Origin of the sequence: Pseudomonas sp. TWRC1-2, assembly GCF_049896685.1 — a bacterium.
Taxonomy (GTDB): domain Bacteria; phylum Pseudomonadota; class Gammaproteobacteria; order Pseudomonadales; family Pseudomonadaceae; genus Aquipseudomonas.
In genome coordinates this window covers 19,254-39,590 of the sequence record NZ_JAFCUU010000004.1, presented here as the reverse complement: position 1 = coordinate 39,590, position 20,337 = coordinate 19,254, and the positions used below count along the sequence as shown (strand labels likewise).

20 protein-coding genes are annotated in these 20,337 nt (G+C 60.8%); 5 read left to right on the top strand and 15 right to left on the bottom strand.

Annotated elements, in window-relative coordinates; all coding sequences use genetic code 11:
- Positions 1 to 92: 92 nt before the first annotated feature.
- The gene (locus ACP7B3_RS12650; protein ID WP_242193608.1) at positions 93 to 2,174 is read right to left on the bottom strand and encodes a carboxy terminal-processing peptidase; all 2,082 of its coding nucleotides are present in this window, start codon (positions 2,172 to 2,174) and stop codon (positions 93 to 95) included.
- A 138-nt stretch (positions 2,175 to 2,312) separates the two neighbouring features.
- On the opposite strand from ACP7B3_RS12650, the gene ACP7B3_RS12645 reads away from it, so the two are divergent.
- Complete coding sequence (locus ACP7B3_RS12645) at positions 2,313 to 3,275, top strand: zinc-binding dehydrogenase (RefSeq protein ID WP_426178986.1); 963 nt, start codon at positions 2,313 to 2,315, stop codon at positions 3,273 to 3,275.
- 137 nt (positions 3,276 to 3,412) lie between these two features.
- Here the strand turns inward: ACP7B3_RS12645 and ACP7B3_RS12640 are convergent, their stop codons facing one another.
- From ACP7B3_RS12640 to ACP7B3_RS12615, 6 genes are all read right to left on the bottom strand, one after another.
- The gene (locus ACP7B3_RS12640; protein ID WP_426178984.1) at positions 3,413 to 4,066 is read right to left on the bottom strand and encodes an HAD family hydrolase; all 654 of its coding nucleotides are present in this window, start codon (positions 4,064 to 4,066) and stop codon (positions 3,413 to 3,415) included.
- Positions 4,067 to 4,096: 30 nt separating this feature from the next.
- Entirely contained in the window at positions 4,097 to 5,086 is a 990-nt protein-coding gene (locus tag ACP7B3_RS12635; RefSeq protein ID WP_010565203.1) for an ABC transporter ATP-binding protein, read from the bottom strand.
- Entirely contained in the window at positions 5,083 to 5,883 is an 801-nt protein-coding gene (locus ACP7B3_RS12630) for an ABC transporter permease (protein WP_106580568.1), read from the bottom strand. Before ACP7B3_RS12630 ends, ACP7B3_RS12635 begins: the two co-directional genes overlap by 4 nt.
- A complete protein-coding gene (locus ACP7B3_RS12625; RefSeq protein ID WP_277933486.1) occupies positions 5,870 to 6,733 on the bottom strand; it encodes an ABC transporter permease in 864 nt (287 codons plus the stop codon). Before ACP7B3_RS12625 ends, ACP7B3_RS12630 begins: the two co-directional genes overlap by 14 nt.
- Entirely contained in the window at positions 6,712 to 7,518 is an 807-nt protein-coding gene (locus ACP7B3_RS12620; RefSeq protein WP_426178981.1) for an alkaline phosphatase family protein, read from the bottom strand. Before ACP7B3_RS12620 ends, ACP7B3_RS12625 begins: the two co-directional genes overlap by 22 nt.
- A 205-nt stretch (positions 7,519 to 7,723) precedes the next feature.
- Entirely contained in the window at positions 7,724 to 8,791 is a 1,068-nt protein-coding gene (locus tag ACP7B3_RS12615) for an ABC transporter substrate-binding protein (RefSeq protein ID WP_106580571.1), read from the bottom strand.
- A 353-nt stretch (positions 8,792 to 9,144) separates the two neighbouring features.
- Between ACP7B3_RS12615 and ACP7B3_RS12610 the strand changes: the two genes are divergently transcribed.
- Entirely contained in the window at positions 9,145 to 9,858 is a 714-nt protein-coding gene (locus tag ACP7B3_RS12610; RefSeq protein WP_145165952.1) for a UTRA domain-containing protein, read from the top strand.
- 395 nt (positions 9,859 to 10,253) lie between these two features.
- Here ACP7B3_RS12610 and ACP7B3_RS12605 read toward each other — a convergent pair whose 3' ends face one another.
- Genes ACP7B3_RS12605 through ACP7B3_RS12570 form a run of 8 tightly spaced genes read right to left on the bottom strand, consistent with a single transcriptional unit; the run spans position 10,254 to position 16,414 of the window.
- Positions 10,254 to 11,213: a metal ABC transporter solute-binding protein, Zn/Mn family gene (locus ACP7B3_RS12605; RefSeq protein WP_416364020.1), complete on the bottom strand. Its 960-nt coding sequence runs from the start codon at positions 11,211 to 11,213 to the stop codon at positions 10,254 to 10,256.
- Positions 11,213 to 12,112, bottom strand: coding sequence for a metal ABC transporter permease (locus ACP7B3_RS12600; RefSeq protein ID WP_242193598.1), 900 nt, complete (start codon positions 12,110 to 12,112; stop codon positions 11,213 to 11,215). The genes ACP7B3_RS12605 and ACP7B3_RS12600 overlap by 1 nt, the downstream gene beginning before the upstream one ends.
- On the bottom strand, positions 12,109 to 12,855 hold the full coding sequence (locus tag ACP7B3_RS12595) for a metal ABC transporter ATP-binding protein (protein ID WP_145165949.1): 747 nt from the start codon (positions 12,853 to 12,855) through the stop codon (positions 12,109 to 12,111). Before ACP7B3_RS12595 ends, ACP7B3_RS12600 begins: the two co-directional genes overlap by 4 nt.
- Entirely contained in the window at positions 12,852 to 13,772 is a 921-nt protein-coding gene (locus ACP7B3_RS12590; protein ID WP_262206510.1) for a metal ABC transporter substrate-binding protein, read from the bottom strand. The genes ACP7B3_RS12595 and ACP7B3_RS12590 overlap by 4 nt, the downstream gene beginning before the upstream one ends.
- A 20-nt stretch (positions 13,773 to 13,792) precedes the next feature.
- The gene (locus ACP7B3_RS12585) at positions 13,793 to 14,353 is read right to left on the bottom strand and encodes a DUF6162 family protein (RefSeq protein ID WP_426178977.1); all 561 of its coding nucleotides are present in this window, start codon (positions 14,351 to 14,353) and stop codon (positions 13,793 to 13,795) included.
- Entirely contained in the window at positions 14,350 to 14,679 is a 330-nt protein-coding gene (locus ACP7B3_RS12580) for a hypothetical protein (protein ID WP_426178975.1), read from the bottom strand. Before ACP7B3_RS12580 ends, ACP7B3_RS12585 begins: the two co-directional genes overlap by 4 nt.
- Positions 14,676 to 15,215 (bottom strand): thiamine pyrophosphate-binding protein, encoded by a 540-nt coding sequence (locus ACP7B3_RS12575; RefSeq protein ID WP_426178973.1) that lies wholly within the window; start codon positions 15,213 to 15,215, stop codon positions 14,676 to 14,678. The genes ACP7B3_RS12580 and ACP7B3_RS12575 overlap by 4 nt, the downstream gene beginning before the upstream one ends.
- A complete protein-coding gene (locus tag ACP7B3_RS12570; protein ID WP_404487499.1) occupies positions 15,215 to 16,414 on the bottom strand; it encodes a PepSY-associated TM helix domain-containing protein in 1,200 nt (399 codons plus the stop codon). The genes ACP7B3_RS12575 and ACP7B3_RS12570 overlap by 1 nt, the downstream gene beginning before the upstream one ends.
- Positions 16,415 to 16,705: 291 nt before the next feature.
- On the opposite strand from ACP7B3_RS12570, the gene leuC reads away from it, so the two are divergent.
- The 3 genes from leuC (at position 16,706) to ACP7B3_RS12555 (ending at position 20,321) form a co-directional block, all read left to right on the top strand.
- Positions 16,706 to 18,124 (top strand): 3-isopropylmalate dehydratase large subunit, encoded by a 1,419-nt coding sequence (gene leuC, locus ACP7B3_RS12565; RefSeq protein ID WP_426178970.1) that lies wholly within the window; start codon positions 16,706 to 16,708, stop codon positions 18,122 to 18,124.
- A complete protein-coding gene (leuD, locus tag ACP7B3_RS12560; protein ID WP_426178968.1) occupies positions 18,121 to 18,735 on the top strand; it encodes a 3-isopropylmalate dehydratase small subunit in 615 nt (204 codons plus the stop codon). The genes leuC and leuD overlap by 4 nt, the downstream gene beginning before the upstream one ends.
- 431 nt (positions 18,736 to 19,166) lie before the next feature.
- The gene (locus ACP7B3_RS12555; RefSeq protein WP_426178966.1) at positions 19,167 to 20,321 is read left to right on the top strand and encodes a KamA family radical SAM protein; all 1,155 of its coding nucleotides are present in this window, start codon (positions 19,167 to 19,169) and stop codon (positions 20,319 to 20,321) included.
- The last annotated feature ends 16 nt before the right edge of the window (positions 20,322 to 20,337 follow it).

The following is a 20,337-nucleotide window of genomic DNA, read 5'->3' as shown; positions in this document are numbered from 1 at the left end:
CGCGGGCTTGGCGCCTGCGGTCCTTCATTTCACGACAGAATGATGTCTATATGATGACACTCCGAGGAGCATTCACATTAAACTGCCATCATTTACTGCTTGGCCACCTGCTTGCTGATCTTCAGGTAGTCGAGCAGAATCCGGCCTGTTTCAGACAGGTAGGCGTCGTCTTCCGGCTTGGTTTTTTCCGGCTCGGTCGGCAGCGCATCTTCATCTTCTTTCTTCAGTTCCTTGAGCGGGTCTTCGCCTTTGGCCTTGCGGCGGGCGTTTTCCAATACCAGTTGCTGATTTTCGATGCTGGTGTGCTGCGCACGGCGATCGGCTTCGTTGAGGCTGACGGTTTTCTCTTCCATCAGCTTCTTGGCCAGGGCCAGTTTGTCGCGGATGAACACAAACTCGGCATCCTTGGCGGAGCGCGCGTCATGGTCAGCCTTCAACTGCGTCAGGAACGGTTTGAACGGGTCCGACGCCGGCTTGATCGCAGGGCGGATGGTGTCCCACGGCATGGCTTCAGGCAGGGCGCTCTCGCCGATTTCCTTGGTGTCGATGATCGACGGGAAGTCGACATCCGGCAGCACGCCCTGATGCTGGGTGCTCTGCCCGGAAACCCGGTAGAACTTGGCCAGGGTCAGTTTCAGTTCGCCATGGTTGAGCGGCTGAATGGTCTGCACGGTGCCTTTACCGAAGGTCTGGCCGCCGATGATCAGCGCACGGTGGTAGTCCTGCATCGCACCGGCGAAAATCTCCGAGGCCGAAGCCGAGAGGCGGTTGACCAGCAGCGCCATCGGCCCTTTGTAGAAGGCACCTGGGTTCTCGTCTTCAAGCACGTCGACACGGCCGTCAGCGTTGCGTACCAACACGGTCGGGCCTTTGTCGATAAACAGGCTGGTCAGCTCGGTGGCTTCCTGCAGGGAACCGCCGCCGTTGTTGCGCAGATCGATCACTACGCCGTCGACTTTGTCCTTCTGCAGCTCGGTCAGGATTTTCTTCACGTCGCGGGTGGTGGACTTGTAGTCCGGATCACCGGCACGGAACGCTTTGAAGTCCAGGTAGAAGGCCGGGATCACAATCACGCCGAGCTTGTAATCCTTGCCATCCTGCTTGAGGTTCAGGATCTGCTTCTGCACGGCCTGGTCTTCAAGCTTCACCGCTTCACGGGTGATGGACACGATCTTGCTGGTCTGGTCGTTCGGCGCATTGGTGTGCGGAATCACTTCCAGGCGCACCACGCTGCCTTTCGGCCCGCGGATCAGCTTGACCACTTCGTCCAGACGCCAGCCGACCACGTCGACCATCTCTTTGTCGGCCTGGGCCACGCCGATGATCTTGTCGGCCGGAGCAACCTGCTTGGTCTTGTCTGCCGGACCTGCCGGCACCAGACGCACGATTTTGACCTGGTCATTGTCGCTTTGCAGGACGGCACCGATGCCCTCCAGCGACAGACTCATGTTGATATCAAAGTTTTCCGCGTTATCTGGCGACAGATAATTGGTGTGCGGGTCGTAGGACATTGCGAAGGTGTTGATGTAGGCCTGGAAGATATCTTCGGCACGGGTCTGGTCCAGACGTGCCAGCTGATTCTTGTAGCGCTTGGTCAACAGCTCTTGAATGGCCTTGGGCTCTTTGCCGGCGATCTTCAAGCGCAGCACTTCGTCCTTGACGCGTTTGCGCCACAGGTCGTCAAGGGCGGCGCTGCTGGTCAGCCAAGGCGCGTCCTTGCGATCCACCAGAAGGGTTTCCTTCTGGGTGAAGTCGAGCTTGTCGACGCCTTTGTCCAGCTCAGCCAGGGCGAAGTCCAGACGCGCTTTTACGCGGTCCAGGTAACGCTTGTAGATGGTGAAGCCGGGCTGCAGGTCGCCGCTTTTGAGGAAGTCGTCGAACTGGGTCTTCCACTTGTCGAACTCAGCGATATCGCTGGCCAGGAAGTAGCTGCGCGACGGATCCAGCAGCTTGAGGTAGCTGTCGTAGATGATCACCGAGCGCGCGTCGTCCAGCGGCGGCTTGCTGTAGTGATGACGCTTGAGCAACTCGACGACGTTAAGGCTTGCAATCACCTCATCGCGATCAGGCTGAAGGTTGTCCCAGCTGTTGGCTGCGAACGTATTGGTCGACATCGACGCGAAGCCGAGACCAATGAAAAAAGCGAGGGCGGTGCTGGGGAACAGATGCTTCATGCTGATTCGACGCGGGGGCAATTGATAACGCATATTAGGCCGTCTTTGAGGGAGCCGGTTCCATATGATCCGGTCGCATAATGCAAAAAGCCCGGCGCTACAGCTACGGGCTCAGTCCAGACTCACTATGGAGGCACTGTGAAAGCATTGCAAGGCGTTGAAGGTCATGTGGAGTGGCTGACAGAACCCAGCCCTATCTGCGATGTAGGCCAAGTTCGCATTCGTGTGGCGGCTGCGGGCCTTAATCGCGCCGATTTATTACAGCGCGCCGGGCTCTATCCGCCGCCGCCTGGTGCCAGCCACGTGCTGGGTCTTGAGTGCTCCGGGGTCATCAGTGAGGTCGGGCCGGGGTCGTCCTGGCAGGTCGGTGACCGCGTTTGCGCATTGCTCGCCGGGGGCGGCATGGCCGAAGAAGTGGTGGTGGATGCGCGCCACGTCCTGCCGGTGCCGGAAGGCTTGTCGCTGACCGAAGCGGCGGCATTGCCTGAGGTGTACAGCACCGCGTGGCTGAATCTGTTCCAGCTGGCGGGCCTCAAGCCCGGCGAAAAAGTCTTGCTGCATGCCGGCGCCAGTGGCGTGGGCTCGGCGGCGATCCAGCTGTGCAAAGCGTTTGGAAGCCCGTGCTGGGTCAGCGTCGGCTCGGCGCAGCGCCTGGCGTACTGCGAAGCACTCGGTGCCCAGGGCGGCGTGGTACGTACTGACGGCATTGAAGGGCTAAGCGATTTCGGGCCGTTCGATGTGATCCTCGACCCGGTGGGTGGCAACTACGCCGCGCTGGACCTCAAGCTGCTGGCCCTGGACGGCCGTTGGGTATTGATCGGCTTGATGGGCGGGCGCGATGCGCAGCTCGACCTGGCGCAGGTGCTGGGCAAGCGCATTCAGTTGCTCGGCTCGACTCTGCGCAGCCGCAGCGATCAGTTCAAGGCAGATTTGTTCAGCGATTTGAGCCAGCATGTATGGCCGCTGTTTGCCGAGGGACGCTTGAGCCCGCAACTGGCCAAGACCTTCCCGATCAAGGATGCCGAGGCGGCGTTTGCTGAGTTGGCGAGCAATCAGATTTCGGGGAAATTGGTGTTGGTGATTGACGAGACGTTGGCCTGATCTCAAGTTGAAATGCAGTGAGTGTGGGAGCTGGCTTGCCTGCGATAGCGGTGCCTCAGTGAAGAATGTTTCATCTGGTACACCGCTATCGCAGGCAAGCCAGCTCCCACCGTTGATTGCATTTCAATTAAATAGAGTCACACCCAGTGATGAATCGGCCAACCGGCCTTTTCTGCATGCTCACGCAACACCGGATCCGGATTCACCACCTGCGGGTGATCCACTTTCAGCAGCAACGGCAAATCATTGCGTGAATCCGAGTAGAAATACGCGCCGTCCAATGTCTCGCCTTCCTGCTCCAGCCATTCCAGCAACCGCGTGATCTTGCCTTCACGGTACGTCAGCACGCCCACGGTATGGCCGCTGTACACGCCATGGCTGACATCCAGGTCGATGCCCAGCACTTCATCAATACCGATACGTGCCGCAATGGGTTTGACCAAGTGAGTGCCCGACGCGGAAATCACCAGAATCCGGTCGCCATTCGCGCGGTGGCGGGCGATGGTCTTGGTGGCGTCGCTGTAGATCAGCGGCTCGATGACGTCCTCGACCCATGGCTCTACCAGGTGCTCGATCTCTTCCGGCGTGCGGCCGATCATTGGCTCCAGGCTGAAGTCCATGAAGTCTTCCATGCGCAGCTTGCCCTGGCCGTAGGCGTCCATCAGTTCGTTGTTCTTGCGCATGAATGACTCAGGGTCGACCCAGCCCAGGCGGCCCATCTGCTCGCTCCACAGCGTGGCGCAGTCGCCGTGGATCAAGGTGTCGTCCAAATCAAAAATTACCAATGCCATCCGTCATGCTCTCTGAAATAAATCGTGGCGTCAGGCTACTTCACACAACGCACTGGGGTCGATGGAAAGTGCCAGGCGCTGGCCATCCGGGTGCAGGTCGTCGGCGGAACGGTTGAGCACATCCACCACCAATTCCACGCCGCGCGCCTCGATGCGGTAGCGAATCACGTTGCCCAGCAGGCTGTGGCTGCGCACCAGAGCGTCCAGTTCGCCGCTGCGGCTCAGTTCGATGGCCTCCGGGCGAATCGCAATGCGCCCACTGATCGGGCGCTGCAGCAATTGGCTGGCCTTGTCGGCGTCGAGCAGGTTGTAGTTGCCGATGAAACCGGCGGCGAACACATCCACCGGCGCGGTGTAGAGCGTTTCGGCATCGCCGCTCTGCACGATCTTGCCCTGGTTCATCAGGAAGATGCGGTCGGACATGGTCAGGGCCTCTTCCTGATCATGGGTGACGAAAATCGTGGTCAGCCCCAATTCGCGCTGAATCTGCCGGATCTGCTCGCGCAGGTGCTTGCGGATCCGCGCGTCCAGCGCCGACAGGGGCTCATCGAGCAGCAACAGGCGTGGGCGGGTCACCAGCGAGCGGGCGAGGGCCACGCGCTGGCACTGGCCACCGGACATCTGATGCGGGTAGCGGCCGGCGAGCTCCTTGAGCTCCACCAGTTGCAGCACTTCCTGCACGCGCTTGTGGCTGTCGTCGGCGTTGACCTTTTGCATGCGCAGGCCGAAGGCAACGTTCTGCTCCACGGTCATGTTGGGGAACAGCGCATAGCTTTGGAACACCATGCCGATGTGGCGTTTCTGCGGGCTGAGGGGAACGATGTCCTGGCCATCCAGCAGAATTTTGCCACTGTCTACCGACGTGAGGCCGGCGATGCAACGCAGCAAAGTCGACTTGCCGCAACCGGACGGGCCGAGCAGGGTGACGAATTCGCCCTTGGCGATCTCGCAGTTGATGTCACTGAACACCGGGGTGCCGGCGTAGCCTTTTTGCAGGTGTTGGACGCTGACGAAGCTCATTGGCTTTTGTCCTTGTTCAAGATATTGGCGGCCCAGGTCAGCACCAGCACAAAGAAGAAATAGGAAATGACGACAGCACTGGTGAAGTGGCCGCTGCTGTTGCGCATGTTGTTGAGGTACACCTGCAGGGTTTCGTAGCGGGTGCCCACCAGGATGTTGGCGAACACGAACTCACCGAACAGGAACGAGAACGACAGCAGCAGCGCCACCATCAAGCCCTTGCGCAGGTTCGGCAGCACCACCAGGATTGCCGCCTGCCAAGTGCTCGCGCCGAGCAATTGCGAGGCGTCCATCAAGTCGCGCAGGTTGATCGCTTGCAGGTTGTTGGTGATCGCGCGGTACATGAACGGCAGGGCCACGGTGAAGTAGCAGCCGATCAAAATCCACGGTGTGCCCACCATCGCCAGCGGCCCGGAACCGTAGAGTTGCAGCAGGCCCACCGACGACACCACCGGCGGCACCGCGAAGGGCAGCAGAATGAGGATGTTCATCAGCGCATCGAGCCGAGGGAAGTGGTAATGCACCACGAACAGCAGCGGCAGAATCAGCACCACCGACAGGATCAGCGCACCCACGCACACCAGCAGCGATTGGCCAAAGGCGGCCAGAAAGCGTGGGTCGCTCCACAGTTGCACATACCATTTCACCGTGAAGCCGGCGGGCAGGATCGTCGCTGACCAACTGCTGGCAATGGAGTAGACAAAGGTGCCCACCAGCGGCAACACCAAAATCGCAAACAACAGGTACACCACTACGCGATGGTAGAGGGAGGCCGAGCCGGCTTCAGCGCGAGACATGGTAGCTCCTCTTGAGCAGCAGTTGATGAACCACGGTGACCACGGTCATCAGCGCCACCAGCACCACGGCCAGGGCACTGGCCATGTTCGGGTCCAGGGAAATATCACCGGAGACCATCGCCGCAATGCGAATCGGCAGCACGTTGAAGTTGCCGGTGGTCAGCGCGTACACCGTGGCATAGGCGCCGAGCGCATTGGCCAGCAGGATCACGAAAGTGCCGAGCAGCGCAGGGGTCAGCACCGGCAAGCCGATGTGCCGCCAGAACTGCCAGCCGCTGGCGCCCAGCAGCGAGGCCGACTCGCGCCAGTCTTCACGCAACGCATCGAAGGCCGGGTAGAGCAGCAGCACGCCCAATGGAATCTGAAAATAGGTGTACAGAATGATCAGGCCGGTTTTGGAATACAGGTTGAAGTCCTGAATGATCCCGGCCTGCTTGAGCATGATCGTGATGCTGCCGTTGAAGCCCAGCAGGATGATGAAGGCGAAGGCCAGCGGCACGCCGGCAAAGTTGCTGGTCATGTTGGCGAAGGCGGTGACGAAATTGCGCAACGGCCCGTCGACGCGGCGCAACGAATAGCTGCCGAGCACCGAGATGATGATGCCGAACACGCTGGAGTAGAAGCTGATCTCCAGGCTGTATTGGATGGCCTGCAGGTAGAACTTCGAACTGAAGATCTTGATGAAGTTGGCCACGCCCCAGCCGGACTCTTCCGATTGCAGGCTGTTGATCAACACCCACACCAGCGGGGCGATTTCAAACACGATAAAGAACAGCGCAAAGGGCACCAGGCACAGGATCGCCAGCCATTTGCCACGGGTTAGGGAATTCACTTCAACAGCTCCCGGCATACAGGTTTGTCGTGGGGCACACCGAGCAGTTCGCAGACAGTGCCGCACAGTTCGGTTTGCTTGGGGGTAGCGGCAGGGTCGAAGTTGAAGGCCGAGCCCAGCACGAACAGCGGCACTTCACGCTCCTCGGGCAGCAGGCCGTTGTGCGAGCGATCGTTGTTCATGCCGTGGTCGGCGGTCACCAGCACCTGGTAGCCGGCGTCGAGCCAGCCTTGCAGGTAATTGGCGAGGATGATGTCGGCCGAGCGTGCGCTGTTGCGGTATTGCGAGGTATCGAGGCCATGCTTGTGGCCGGCGTCATCGATGTTCATCGGGTGCACCACGAGGAAGTTCGGCGCGTGTTTGCGGCGCAGGCTTTCGGCGTCGGCGAACAGGTGCGAATCCGGGTAGTGGTCATTCCAGTAGAAATGCCCGTGCTGGATCGCCAGCGCCGTGTCGTCGGTATGGCGATCACGCGCGGCAATAAAGGGCGTGCGGTTATACAACTCGCTGACCCAGTGGTAAGCCGCCGCCGCTGTGGTGAGGCCGGCGTCGGTGGCGTAATGGAAAATGCTGCGCTGGTTGGACAGGCGCGAGACATGGTTGTGGACGATGCCGCTGTCGATCGGTGGCACGCCGGTGAGGATGCATTCATACAACGGCCGGGACAGGGCCGGCAGTTCACAGTCCAGTTTGTAAAGCGCTGCGCGTCCTGCGCCGATATAGGCCTGGAGATGCCCCATGGCATGTCGGGCAACCTCGTAGTTCAGGCCGTCGAGCACCACAAGGATGACGTTGTGCTTCATAGGGGCTGGGGCTCCGCGACGGATTAATCTTGGCTCGGTTTTCTTGGAGGAACCGGGTAAAAATGTGGGAGCGGGCTTGCTCGCGAAAGCAGTGTGTCAGGCAGCACTTCTTTCACTGAACCACCGCTTTCGCGAGCAAGCACGCTCCCACACAAGCCCGCTTCCACATTGGATCTCCAGTGGAGAGCCAATGCGGGTTGAAGCCTTACTGCATATTAATGATGACTTCTTCCTGCCACTTCTGCGGCAGTGCCTTGGAGGTCTTCTCCCAAGCATCGGCATCCTTGATCGGCGTGACTTTCTTGTATTGCTCGTTCGGCAGCAGCTTGGCCTGCACGTCAGCCGGCAAGGTCAAGTGCTCGGCACGGATCGGACGGGCGTTGCCGCGCGCCAGGTTGGTCTGGCCGGCGTCGCTGAAGATGTACTCACGGGTCAGCTTGGCGGCGTTCGGGTGCTTGGCGTATTTGTTGATGATGGTGGTGTAGCCGGAAATCACCGAGCCGTCCGATGGGATCAGCACCACGTAGTCATCCGGGTTGGCCATCTTGGCTTTGTAGCTCAGGCCGTTGAAGTCCCAAACCACGCCCACTTCGACTTCGCCTTTTTCCATGGTGGCGATGGTCGGGTTGGCCAGCGACAGGCGGCCTTGCTTGGCGATGTCGGCAAACATCAGCAGCGCAGGCTGGATGTTCTTCTCGTCGCCACCGTTGGCCAGGGCTGCCGCGAGCACGCCGTTGGCGGCCTGGGCGGCGGTGCTCACGTCACCGATGGAAACCTTGTATTTGCCGGTTTTCAAGTCAGCCCAGCTTGTTGGAGCTTCGGAGCCGTGCAGCAGCTTTTTATTGACGATAAAGGCGATGGTGCCGGTGTAGGCCAGGGCCCAGTTGCCGTCTTTATCTTTTGCCCAGTCCGGCACTTGCGCCCAGGTGCTCGGCTTGTACGGTTGGGCCACGCCCTGTTTCACCGCAATCGGGCCGAAGGCGGCGCCGACGTCACCGATATCGGCGCTGGCGTTGTCTTTCTCGGCGGCGAACTTGGCGATTTCCTGGGCCGAGCTCATGTCGGTGTCGATGTGCTTGAGGCCGTAGGTCTTGGCCAGGTCTTCCCAAGTGCCTTTCCAGTTGGCCCAGTCATCGGGCATGCCGACGCTGTTGACGGCGCCTTCGGCTTTCGCGGCAGCTTCCAGAGTCTTTAGATCGGTATCAGCAGCCATGGCGGCGGTGCACATGGCAATGGTCGAGCCTAACAGTGATGCCAGGAAAAGCTTTTTCATCCGAAGCTCCTTTGGGCGTTTTCAACGCGGCGTTTTTATGAACGTTTGCGGTGGTGTTGGTCTAGGTCAGAGCAATACCTGAGCCAATCTAGGCTCGGTGCATGACAGTTTCATGTCGATGTCGTTTTTAAATCGCTTTTATCGCGCAGTGCAGGCTTAGCGTAGACCATGCTCAAGTGCCCGCAGGACCTGGACTTGGCCGATGTATTGCAGGGTGTGGTGCAGGGCGCGGACAGGGACTGTCATCTGTCGGTCATCTGTAATGCCTAGGCTGGCAAGCAGAAGCAAAAGCCCATTTACGGAGCGGTATGTGCACCTGAACGGTGCTGGTCTAGTCCAGATAGGTAACGTTGATGCGTGATGAGGCAATCAAGGCGGTGACATCCATCGGCCTGGCGCTGCAAGAGCAGATCGACCACGGCCTGTTGCCGCCTGCGAGTAAATTGCCCGCCGAGCGCAAGCTCAGCGAGTTGTTTGGTACCACTCGCATTACCGTGCGGGAAGCCTTGTTACAGCTGGAAGCCCAAGGGCAGATTTACCGTGAGGAGCGCCGTGGCTGGTTTGTCTCGCCGCCACGGCTGGCCTACAACCTGATGCAACGCAGCCACTTCCACGCGATGGTTGGGGATCAGGGCCGGGTGGCGTCCACCGAAGTGATTTCTGCGCGGCTGCAACCGGCGTCGGCGGCGGTGTGTGCGTGGTTGCAGTTGCCGGCGCTGTCGAGTGTGATCCAGATCTGCCGAGGCCGGCGGATTGATGGGCGCCTGGTGTTGTATGTGGAGCACTACCTGAACCCGCAGTATTTTCCGGGGATTCTGGCGTGTGATCTGAATCAGTCGATGACCGAACTGTATGCGCGCAAGTACGACCTGCACTATGGCCGTGTGCGCTTTGAAATCGTGCCGACGTCACTGCCGGTGGAAGCCGCCGCCGCGTTGCGCGTGTCGGTGGGCAGCCCGGGGTTGCGCATTGCTCGGGTCAACTATGACCAGCACCAGCGGTTGATCGACTGCGACCTGGAGTTCTGGCGCCATGATGCGATTCATGTGGGCGTGGATGTGGTGTAACCCGGTGGCTGGCAGGTTGGGTGTGGCGAGCAGGCTTGCCCTGCGTTGGGCTGCGAAGCAGGCCCACAGGCTGCGACGGGGATTTGTCTGAAAGGAACGCGGTGGCTTTATTGGGGCTGCTCCGCAGCCCAACGCGGGGCAAGCCCGCTCGCCACAACACGCGCGCGGTCAGTCCGGCATCAGCGTCTTGGGCGGCATGATGCGATTCATGTGGGGGGGATGTGGTGTGACTTGGTGGCTGGTGGGTTGGGTGTGGCGAGCAGGCTTGCCCTGCGTTGGGCTGCGACGGGGATTTGTCTGAAAGGAACGCGGTGGCTTTATTGGGGCTGCTTCGCAGCCCAACGCGGGGCAAGCCCGCTCGCCACACAAGCATGCTCGCCACAACATGCCCGCTGTCAGTCAGGCATCAGTGTCTTGATCACCTGATCCACGTTGCCTTCCAACTCCGCCACCGGGTCGGTACCGTCGACGTTCAACACCAATAGCTGCGCACCGGATGCCGTCACTGCTGCTTTCACCGCTTCGCTCGGTTGACGATGGTGCAGCACCACGGCCACGTCGCTGTCTTTCAAACTGGCGGTTAACCCCTGTAGCGCTTCGGGTGTCCAGTCCGCGTCCGGCCGTGCATCGGTGCTGACCACTTCCAGGTTCAAACTGCTGACCAGGTACGCAAAGTGATCGCTCAGGCTGACCACGCTCAGGTTATCGGCCTGCGCCAGTCGCGCTTCGCTGTCGGCGTTGAGTTTGAGCAGGCGTTGCTTGAGGGCGGCGAGGTTGGCATCAATCGTCGGTTTGGCATTCGGCGCCAGCCGGCTCAGGTCGGCGGCCATCACATCGGCCATGCGCCCCATATTGTTGCTTGACTGCCAGGGCTGGCTGTTCAGCCCGTCGGTGCTGCCTGGTTGCACGGCAATGCCCGGCAGGCCGCCGTCCACCGGGCGCGCAGCGTCGATTTCGACGATGCGGATATTGCTGCGCCGCGCCACCGGATACAGCGGGTCATCCGACCACAACGAGCGCAGGCCGATGGCGGCGTCGGCGTCCAGTGCCAGGCTGTTCAACGCGGGTGCGCCACGGCCGGTGAAATAAGACACTTGCCGCGAGCCGGGCAAATTGGCGGGGGCGGCGCGTTCCAGTTTCACCCCGGTGCCTTTGAGCAGCACCTCGGCCAAGCCGTAAGTGATGGGCAACGAGGCCAGGACTTTGACCGGCTTCTTTGCTTTGGTCAGGGCGGCATGGCCGAGACCTTGGTTGACTTTGAAGTCGTTGGGATTAAAACCATCGACGGCGGCCAGCGCCGAAGTGCCGACCAAACAAGCGATGGCCAAGGTCAGTGGGCGAAAAAAAGGGCGCATTATCCAAGATTCCCTTTGAGGCTGGGCACGGTGCCGCGCGCGATGGCGGCGAAGGCGAAAGCGATACCGGCGACCAGAATGATCGCGGCGCCGGACGGGATAGGCAGGTCGAAGATGATCGGCAGCAAGATGCCGCACAGCGTGCTCACGGTGGCGATCACGACCGACACCCAGAAAAAACCTTTGAGCGACTGGCTCAGCAGGCGCGCCGCCGCGGCTGGAATCACCAGCAGGGCGCCCACCAGGATCGCGCCGATGACCTTGACCGCCGCCACGGTGATCAGCGTCACCAGAATCACGAACAGGTAGTCCAGGGTCTTCACCGCCACGCCGCGCACGGCAGCCAGTTGCGGGTTGAAGCTGGCCAGCATGATGCGGTTGTACAGCGGCAACGCCAGCGCCATCACCAGCGAACCCACCACGGCCAGTACCAGCAAATCATTGCCGTTGACCGTCAGCACCGAACCAAACAGCACGTTTTCCAGAATGTGCACGTTGATCTTGCCCGCCAGAATCAGCAACAGGCTCGCGCCCAACGCCAGCGACACGGAGAGGAACACGCCGATCAAGGTGTCCGGCGCCAGGCCGGTGCGGTTGCGCAGGTAATTGAGCAGGATGCCGAACAGCAGGCAGTAGCCGAACAGTGCGCCATACGGCCCGGTGTAGGGCTCACCGAGCAAAATGCCCACGGCTACGCCGGTCAGCGCGGCATGCCCGACCGCTTCGGAGAAAAACGCAAAACGCTTGACCACCACCAGCGTGCCCAGGCCACCCAGTACCGGGCCGATCAGCAAGCCGGCGAGCAAGGCATTGACCACAAACCCATAGGCCAGCGCTTGCGGCAGATAGCCGGAAGAGGCCCAGCCCTGGACCATCAGACGAAACGCTTCATAACTCATGGTGCCGGGCTCCGGGGGTGAGTGGAGAACAGGGTCAGCAGGCGATCGGGCGTCAGTGCCGCTTTCGGCGCGGCGTCGAACAGCACGCGACGGTTCAGGCCAGTCACACGGTCGGCCAGGCGGCCCACGGCTTCGAGGTCGTGCTCGATCCACAGCACGGTGATTCCGGCCAGGCGCCAGTCATTCAGCAGGCGTTCGAAAACCTGGATGCCGGCTTCATCGAGCGCCGACATCGGTTCATCCAGCACCAGCAGGTGCGGAGCCGGAATCAGGCCCTGGGCCAGCAACACACGCTGACGCTCACCACCCGACAACGCGCCCATGCGGCGTTTACGTTTGTCCTGCATGCCCACCCGCTCCAGTGCCTCGCCGATTGCCCCGGCGTAGTGCCTGGACAGGCCGAGAAACGCCGGGCGCCGTTGACACATGGCGGCCATGAAATCGTCGACGGTCATCGGCAAACCACGGTCGAACTCCAGCGCCTGGGGGACATACCCGATGGTGCCGGGCGTGGCCTGCCAGTGCAGGCGCAAGTGGCCCTGGTGCGGCATTTGCCCCAGCAGGGTCTTGATCAGCGAGCTTTTACCGCCGCCGTTCGGGCCCACCAAAGCATGGATGCTGCCCGGTTCTACCTGGAAGCTCACACCGTCAAGAATGGTCGTGCGGCCCAGGGTCAGCGACACCGAGTCGAACTCGATTGTCGGGCCAATGCTGGCCACCTTCAGTTGTTCCGCCGCCGTCATGCCCCGGACTCCTGAATCGCCCGCACCACGGTGTTGAGGTTGCCGGTCATTTCCACTTCGTACTTCTCAGGCGTGTATTGGCCATAGGAAATATGCGACAGCGGGTAAAGTTTCACGCCGGATTCGCGCTGGATGGTCTCGACATAGGTGGACGGGAAATCCATCTCCGAGAAGATCACCTTCACATCCAGCGCGCGCAGTTCGTCGATGGTCTTTTTCAACTGGCTGGGGCTTGGTTCGATGCCGTGGGCGGGCTCGACCACAGCCGTGACTTCCAGGCCGAATTCGCGCAGCAGGTAGTCGTAGGCCGCATGCACGGTGGCCACGCGCAGGTCGGGGTTGGGCGCGCTGGTCAGCTTGGCCAGGGCGTCGGCGCGCATCTGGCGCAGGCGCTTGCCGTAGGCGCGGGCGTTCTGGGTGTAAGCCCTGGCGTTGTCCGGGTCGAGTTTGCCCAGCTCGCGGGCGATGTTGTTGACCTGGGCAATGGATGCGCTGATCGACAGGAAGGTGTGCGGGTTGACCACCTTGCCTGCACCGCGCGCGGCATTGCCGGTGGCAGCCAGCAGTGGCACGTTGGCGTTGGCCTCGATCACCGGGATGTCCGGGCGCTCGCTGGTGGCGATCATGCGGTCGGCGAAATCGTCATGGCCGACGCCGTTGAGCACGATCACGTCGAGGGTGCCGATGCGCTTGATGTCTTCGGCGCGCGGCTCGTAGGCATGCGGGTTGAAACCGGCCGGAATCAACGGCACCACCTCGGCCTTGTCGCCGACGATGTTGGTCACGTAGCTGTAATAAGGGTGCAGGGTGATGCCGATGCGCAGGCGTTTGGCCGCCTCGGCGTTCGCCAAAGGCGCCAGCAGCAAGCTGAACAGGCTGACCAGCAACAGGCGCAACAGGGGAGATGAAATAGACATGGGCACTCGGTCTTCTCGGGTCAGTGACGGTGCTGGCGCGTGACGCCGGCATCGAATTGCGCGACCACCTGCTGCCAGCCGGCCGCGATCAGCGCCTGGTCAGAGAGGTCGGAAGGGGCGGCGAGGTTGGCCTGGCGGTTGAGCCAGATATCCGGCTCGGTGCCGTGCACGCGCATAAGCAGCGAGCCGCTGGTGCTTGGCGTCTGGCTCACGCCCAAGTAGGCCGAAGGCTCCAGCAATTGCCAGCGATGGTCGCCACGGCTGACCGAACTGGCGTCCTGAGCAAACGGCGCAAACCCTTCTTCGGCCAATTGTTCAGGCGTCGGCAGGGCGCCTTGCTCCTGTTGCAGCAACTGGATTTCATCCAGGGTCACCCGCAGGTCGGCGTAGATGCCTTGCTCGGAGGCACTGAGGTCGCGGCGTGCATCCAGCTGGTGGCTGGGCAGCGCTGCAACTTCCTGGGTTTCACCGTGCAGGGCGATCACTGAGCCTGCCACCGCCAGGATGATCAGGCACAGCAATAGCACGTAGAGGGTTTCGTGGCCGGCACCGGCGGGGCGTACAACCTGTGTGGTGCTCATTGAGGTTGGATATCCGCTTGGTCGATTTCCACCACGTGACCGGGGCCGGCATCAAACAGCACATAGAACTCGGCCGAGGGCTTCTTGAAGGTCAGCGTCGAGTCCTGGCCGAGCTTGCCGGGCAGCAGGATGGTTTCGTCGTAGCCGATCACGTCCAGGGTCACGCCCGGGGCGCCGCTGCCGTCGGAGAAACCGCCGGTGCACTGGATCTGCTCGCCGGGGATTTCCTTGCATTCGCACATCGGGTTGTGGGCGAAGGCGGTGGTACTGAAGCCGGCGCACAGCAACAGCGCTGCACCGGCGCGGGTCAGGCGCATCAACGTCATGGTTTGACTCCTTGCTTGTTCAGCCAGGCAATAGTGGCAGTCGAGGCCTGGCTCAGCGGAATGGAACCCTGGTGCATCGTGCCGTCCCAGCCTTCCATGGTGATCCACAGTTCGGCGTCGGCCGGCGTGCGTTCCGGCACCGGCAGGGCGGCGCCCATGCGGTACGGCGTGCCGAAGAAGATCACTCCGGCGGCGCGCAGGCTGCGCGGCTTGCCGATACGCAGGTAAGTGGCCTTGACCTGCTCGGCGCAGGTGTCGCACAGGGCGGCATTGAAAAATTTCATCGGGCCGGCCGGGTCCGGGCGCGGGCCTTCATTGCGGAATTCGGCGAGTTTCAGGCTCCAAGGCCCGACCTGCACGTCACCGACCACTCGCTCACCAATGCCGGTGTCGCCGCGAAACAACGCGGCATCGGCAAAGTACTTGGGCATGAACCCCAGCGGCACCAGCAACAGCAGGATGTTGATATGGAACCGCCATTTCAGCCAAAAGGCGCGCAGCGGCGAAGGCGGTGTTGCAGCACTGACCTTGCTCATTATTTGGCCTCCGAGGTTTCAGCCTGCAGGGCTGCAGCGGCAGCAGGCGCCCGTTGGGTCTTGGCTTCGCGCTTGAGCGCATTGAGGGTCGCCAGCGCGGTGCGTTTGGTCCAGATCAGCAGGCCGCTCAACACCATCATGCTCAGCACCAGGCCGAAAAACGCCCAGATCAGCTTGATCCACAGCCCGCCAAAGTCGCCGGTGTGCAGCGGGCGCATGGATTCGGTGACGAACTCCAGCGTCGAGCGATCGGAGAGCAGGTGCGACACCGCGATTTCACCGCTGTAGGGGTTGAGTTGAGCGGTCTGGAACATCAACGGGTACCAGCCGCGCCCGCCGATTTGCAGGTGGCTGTAGGCGTTGAGCGGCAGGAACACGAATGTGGCGTCCAGCCCGGGAATGCGTTGGGTGGCGATTTCGATGGCTTCGTCCAGCGCGATCATCGGTGCCGGCACGCCGGGCGCCGACATCGGCACTTTCTCGCGGGCAATCACTGGGACGATCGGTTCGCTGGAGATGGAAATCTGGTTGTCGCCCAAAATCGCCTGGATCAAGAACCAGGTGCCGGTGATGGAAATCACCGCGATAAACCAGATCGACCAGATACCGCTGAGGCGATGGAAGTCGCCCCAGAAGATTCGCGCGCCGTGGCGGATGCGCAGGGTAGGGCGCAGAAACCCTTTCCAGAAGCGTTTGTAGACGACCAGCCCGGTTACCAGCGACGCCAGCAACGGCAGGCCGAGCGCCGAGACCAGGTACCAGCCCCAGCTGAAGCCGTTGGTGAACGGTACGAGCCACCAGCCATGCAGAGCGCGGGTAAATTGCTTGAAATCGAACGACGGGCTGATGCCTTGGATCGCCCCGGTGTACGGGTTGACGTAGACCTCCACGGAACGCCCGTCCGGGTAGCTGAGGTCGACACTCAGCGCAAAGTGCGTTTCGTCCGGACGGATGATCGATTGCACGATTACCTGGGGTTCTTCGCGCTTGATGGCGGCGATCACCTGGTCAAAGCTCAGCATTTGGGCATCATCCGACGGCTTGCTCGCGCGGATATCCGGGTTGGCCAGCCAGACGATTTCCTGGCTGACCACCGCCAGGGTGCCGGTGACGCAGACGATCAGTACAAAAAACCAGATGGGCAATGCCAGCCAGCTGTGTACGAGAAACCAGAGTTTTGAGCGTGACTTCTTCGACATGTGAATGCGGGTCTTGATCGGAGAGGGGCGAAGGAGGCCCGGAAAAGGCCGGTCGTAGCTTTTGCTGACGCGTCGGGCTGTATCTAAGTTAAGACGGATGAGGTCTGGAAATCCCTAACCCGGATATGAAAGAAAATGTTTCAGGTTTCCATTCAAAGCGCTGACAGGGCCTTCATCGAACACGAAACATGTTCCAAGCCATCACCCGGTCGCCATTGATAGGGCCCAAGGGCTGCGTAGGATGGATTTATACCGTTGAGCCCGCCTCCAGAAACGTGAGCCCTGAGAAAAATGACTGCCAGAACCCTCTACGACAAACACATCGATTCCCACACGGTGTGCCCCCTGGATGACCAGGGCCATGTCCTGCTTTACATAGACCGCCAGGTGATCAACGAATACACCAGCCCCCAGGCCTTCAGCGGCCTGCGCGATGCCGGGCGTGAGGTGTGGCGCCCCGGCACGGCGCTGGCGGTGGTCGACCATGTAAACCCCACCACGCCCAAGCGCATCGCGGCGATGCCCGACGCCGGCGGGGCGCGGCAAGTTTCGTACCTGGCCGAAAACTGCCGCGATTTCGGCATCGAGCTGCTGGATATCCTCGACAAACGCCAAGGCATCGAGCACGTGATTGCCCCAGAGCAGGGCTTCATCCTGCCGGGCATGGTGATCGCCGCCGGCGACAGCCACACCACCACCTACGGTGCGCTCGGCGCGTTCGGTTTTGGCATCGGCACTTCGGAAATCGAGCACCTTCTGGCCTCGCAGACGCTGGTCTACAAACGCCTGAAAAGCATGCGCGTGACGGTTGAAGGCGACCTGGCGCCAGGCCTCACGTCCAAGGACGTCATCATGGCCTTGATCGGCAAGATCGGCGCATCCGGTGCCACCGGCTACGCCATCGAATTTCGCGGTTCCACCATCGACGCGTTGAGCGTCGAGGCACGCATGACCGTCTGCAACATGGCGGTCGAAGCCGGCGCGCGCGGCGCCTTCATGGCGCCGGACGAAAAAGTCTTCAGCTACCTCAAGGGCAAGCCCCGTGCGCCCAAGGGCGAGTTATGGGAGCAGGCGCTGGTGGGCTGGCGCCAATTGCATTCGGACGCCGACGCCGTGTTCGACCAGGAAGTGCACCTGGATGCCCGCACCCTGGAACCCATGGTCACCTGGGGCACCAGCCCAGACCAGGCTGCGCCGATTGGCGCCCGCGTGCCCGACCCGCAGGACGTCAGCGACCTGATCCTGCGCCAGGACATGCGCCGTGCCCTCAACTACATGGGCCTGGAAGCCGGCATGCCGCTGAGCGACATCGTCATCAGCCATGCGTTTATCGGCTCCTGCACCAATGCCCGCATCGAAGACCTGCGCGACGCCGCCAGCGTGGTGCGCGGCAAACACGTGGCCGAGCACGTACGGGCGATGATCGTGCCCGGCTCCACCGAGGTGCGCGACCAGGCCGAGGCCGAAGGGTTGGCGGCGATCTTTATCGACGCCGGCTTCGAATGGCGCCAGTCCGGCTGCTCGATGTGTCTGGCGATGAACGACGATGTGCTGGCCCCCGGCGACCGCTGTGCCTCCAGCACCAACCGCAACTTTGAAGGTCGCCAGGGCGCTGGCGCGCGCACGCACCTGATGAGCCCGGCAATGGTCGCCGCTGCCGCGATCACCGGCCGCCTCACTGATATTCGCCACTTTGGAGACCGTGCATGAGCCTGCAACCTTTTACTGTGGTCACCGGCAAGGCCGTGCCGATGCTGGCGGCCAATATCGACACCGACGTGATCATGCCCAAACAGTTTCTCAAAGGCATCGACCGCAGCGGCCTGGACCGGGGGCTGTTCTTCGATCTGCGCTTTCTGGCGTCCGGCGAGCCCAACCCGGCGTTCGTGTTGAACCAGCCGGGCTGGCAGGGCGCATGCTTCATGGTCGTCGGGCCCAACTTCGGCTGCGGGTCCAGCCGCGAGCACGCGGTGTGGGGCTTGAAACAAATGGGCATTCGCGCGCTGATCGGCAGCAGTTTTGCCGGGATCTTTTATGACAACTGCCAGCGCAATGGAGTGTTGCTGATCACCCTGGACGAAGCGCTGCTGCACACACTCGCACAGGCTGTCAGCCAGGCGGACCAGGCGCAGATCAGTGTCGACCTGGAGGCTCAGCAGATTCGTCTGGCGGATGGCCAGGTCATTGCGTTCCAGATCGACACCTTGCGCAAGACCGCACTGCTGCTGGGCCTGGATGCCATTGGCAGCACGTTGCAGCGCAGTGAACACATCAAAGCATTTGAACGCGAGCATTTGGCTGCCAACCCTTGGCTCAGTTGATAAACACGTAGTTATATAAGTAGCCAACACAGCGCCCTCTTTAATAAGAGGGCGTTTTTGTGTGCTATTTACTTTTCAAATAACAGTCATTAAATGCCGGCTTCGCCCATTATTGCGGGGGGTGTGGCCAGTTGAAAGAATAATCCCGGAAAACCCACAAGGGTATTGGGTTGACACCCCGCAGACCATCGGCTTAAGTGGGGGCTGGCTTGGAAAGTCAGCACATTATAAGAAAGGGAAGTTAATACTATGACCGTTGAGTTAGTGAGTGGTTATGTCTCTTGGGTGTCGGTGATCACGTTAATAACCTGATTGCGCGCGCGCGCCTGTAAACGATTGTCTTTGTTGCAGATAGTAATGTTGTTCCGGTCCAGGAATGGCAGGCATTTATCTGCCCTTAACATAAGTTAAAACACAGAGAGTACATACTCATGTCGATTTTTGATCAGGCCACCCATCGCTCGGTGCAATGGCAAGATTGGCGCTGGCAGCAAAAGAACGCCCTGCGCGATGAACCGGCCTTGCGCATTGCCTGCGGCGGGTGGAGTGAGGAAATAACGGCGCATATCGAGCACAACTTGCAAGACCGCAAAATGCAGATCACGCCTTATTACATTGACCTGATCAAGCGCTCACTCACCAGCGGCCCGATAACCGACCATCCGCTGTGGCGCCAGGTAGTGCCGTACTGGAGCGAGCAGGTGGCGGGCGATTACGACGGGACGTCGGAGAACTGGGAACTCGGGCATGAGATGAAAACGCCCATCTGCCAGCACAAGTACGACAACCGCGTGATCCTGCGCATGACCAACACCTGCAATGCCTATTGCCAGTTCTGCTTTGAGGCACTGCGCACCTTGCAGGTCGGCACGGACAAGCCCAACGCCAGCACCGACTCATTCAAGGATTCGGTGGCGTACATCCGCAGCAATCCGGCCATTGAAGAAGTGATCCTCAGCGGCGGTGACCCGTTGATGCTGGCCGACCGCAGGCTGGAAGAAAACCTCGCGGCGTTGCGTTCGATCCGCGACGACCTGCTGATTCGAATCCATTCACGGGCGTTGAGTTTCAACCCGTTCCGGGTAACCGATGAATTGGTGGCCATGCTCGAGAAGTACAACGTCAATGCATTTGGGGTGCACGTTTGCCACCCGCTTGAACTGACGACTGATTTTGCGGCGGCGGTTAAACGTATTCAGAGTGCCGTGCCGATAGTGTTCTCCAACATGCCATTGTTGCGCGGCGTCAATGATGATGAAGCCACCTTGCATAAACTCTTTATTGATCTTTATCGTCTGGGCGTAAAACCGTATTACTTGTATCACTTCATGCCGTTTTCGCCGGGGGCGTCCGAATATAAAGCCTCGATCAGCCAGGCGATCGCTATTATGGATCGTCTCAAACGGCGCGTGTCGAACATTGCCCTGCCCGAATATGTACTGCCGCACGCACAAGGCAAGTTTACGGTGCCGTTGCTGGACTTTGAAAAGCCTGAAGACTTGCCCCATTTTGAAGTGCACGACGGGCAGCGCCATTATCGTTTCCGTAATTGGGAAGGGCACTGGTGCAGTTGGCAGGATGCCTGAATCAACTCACGGAAGA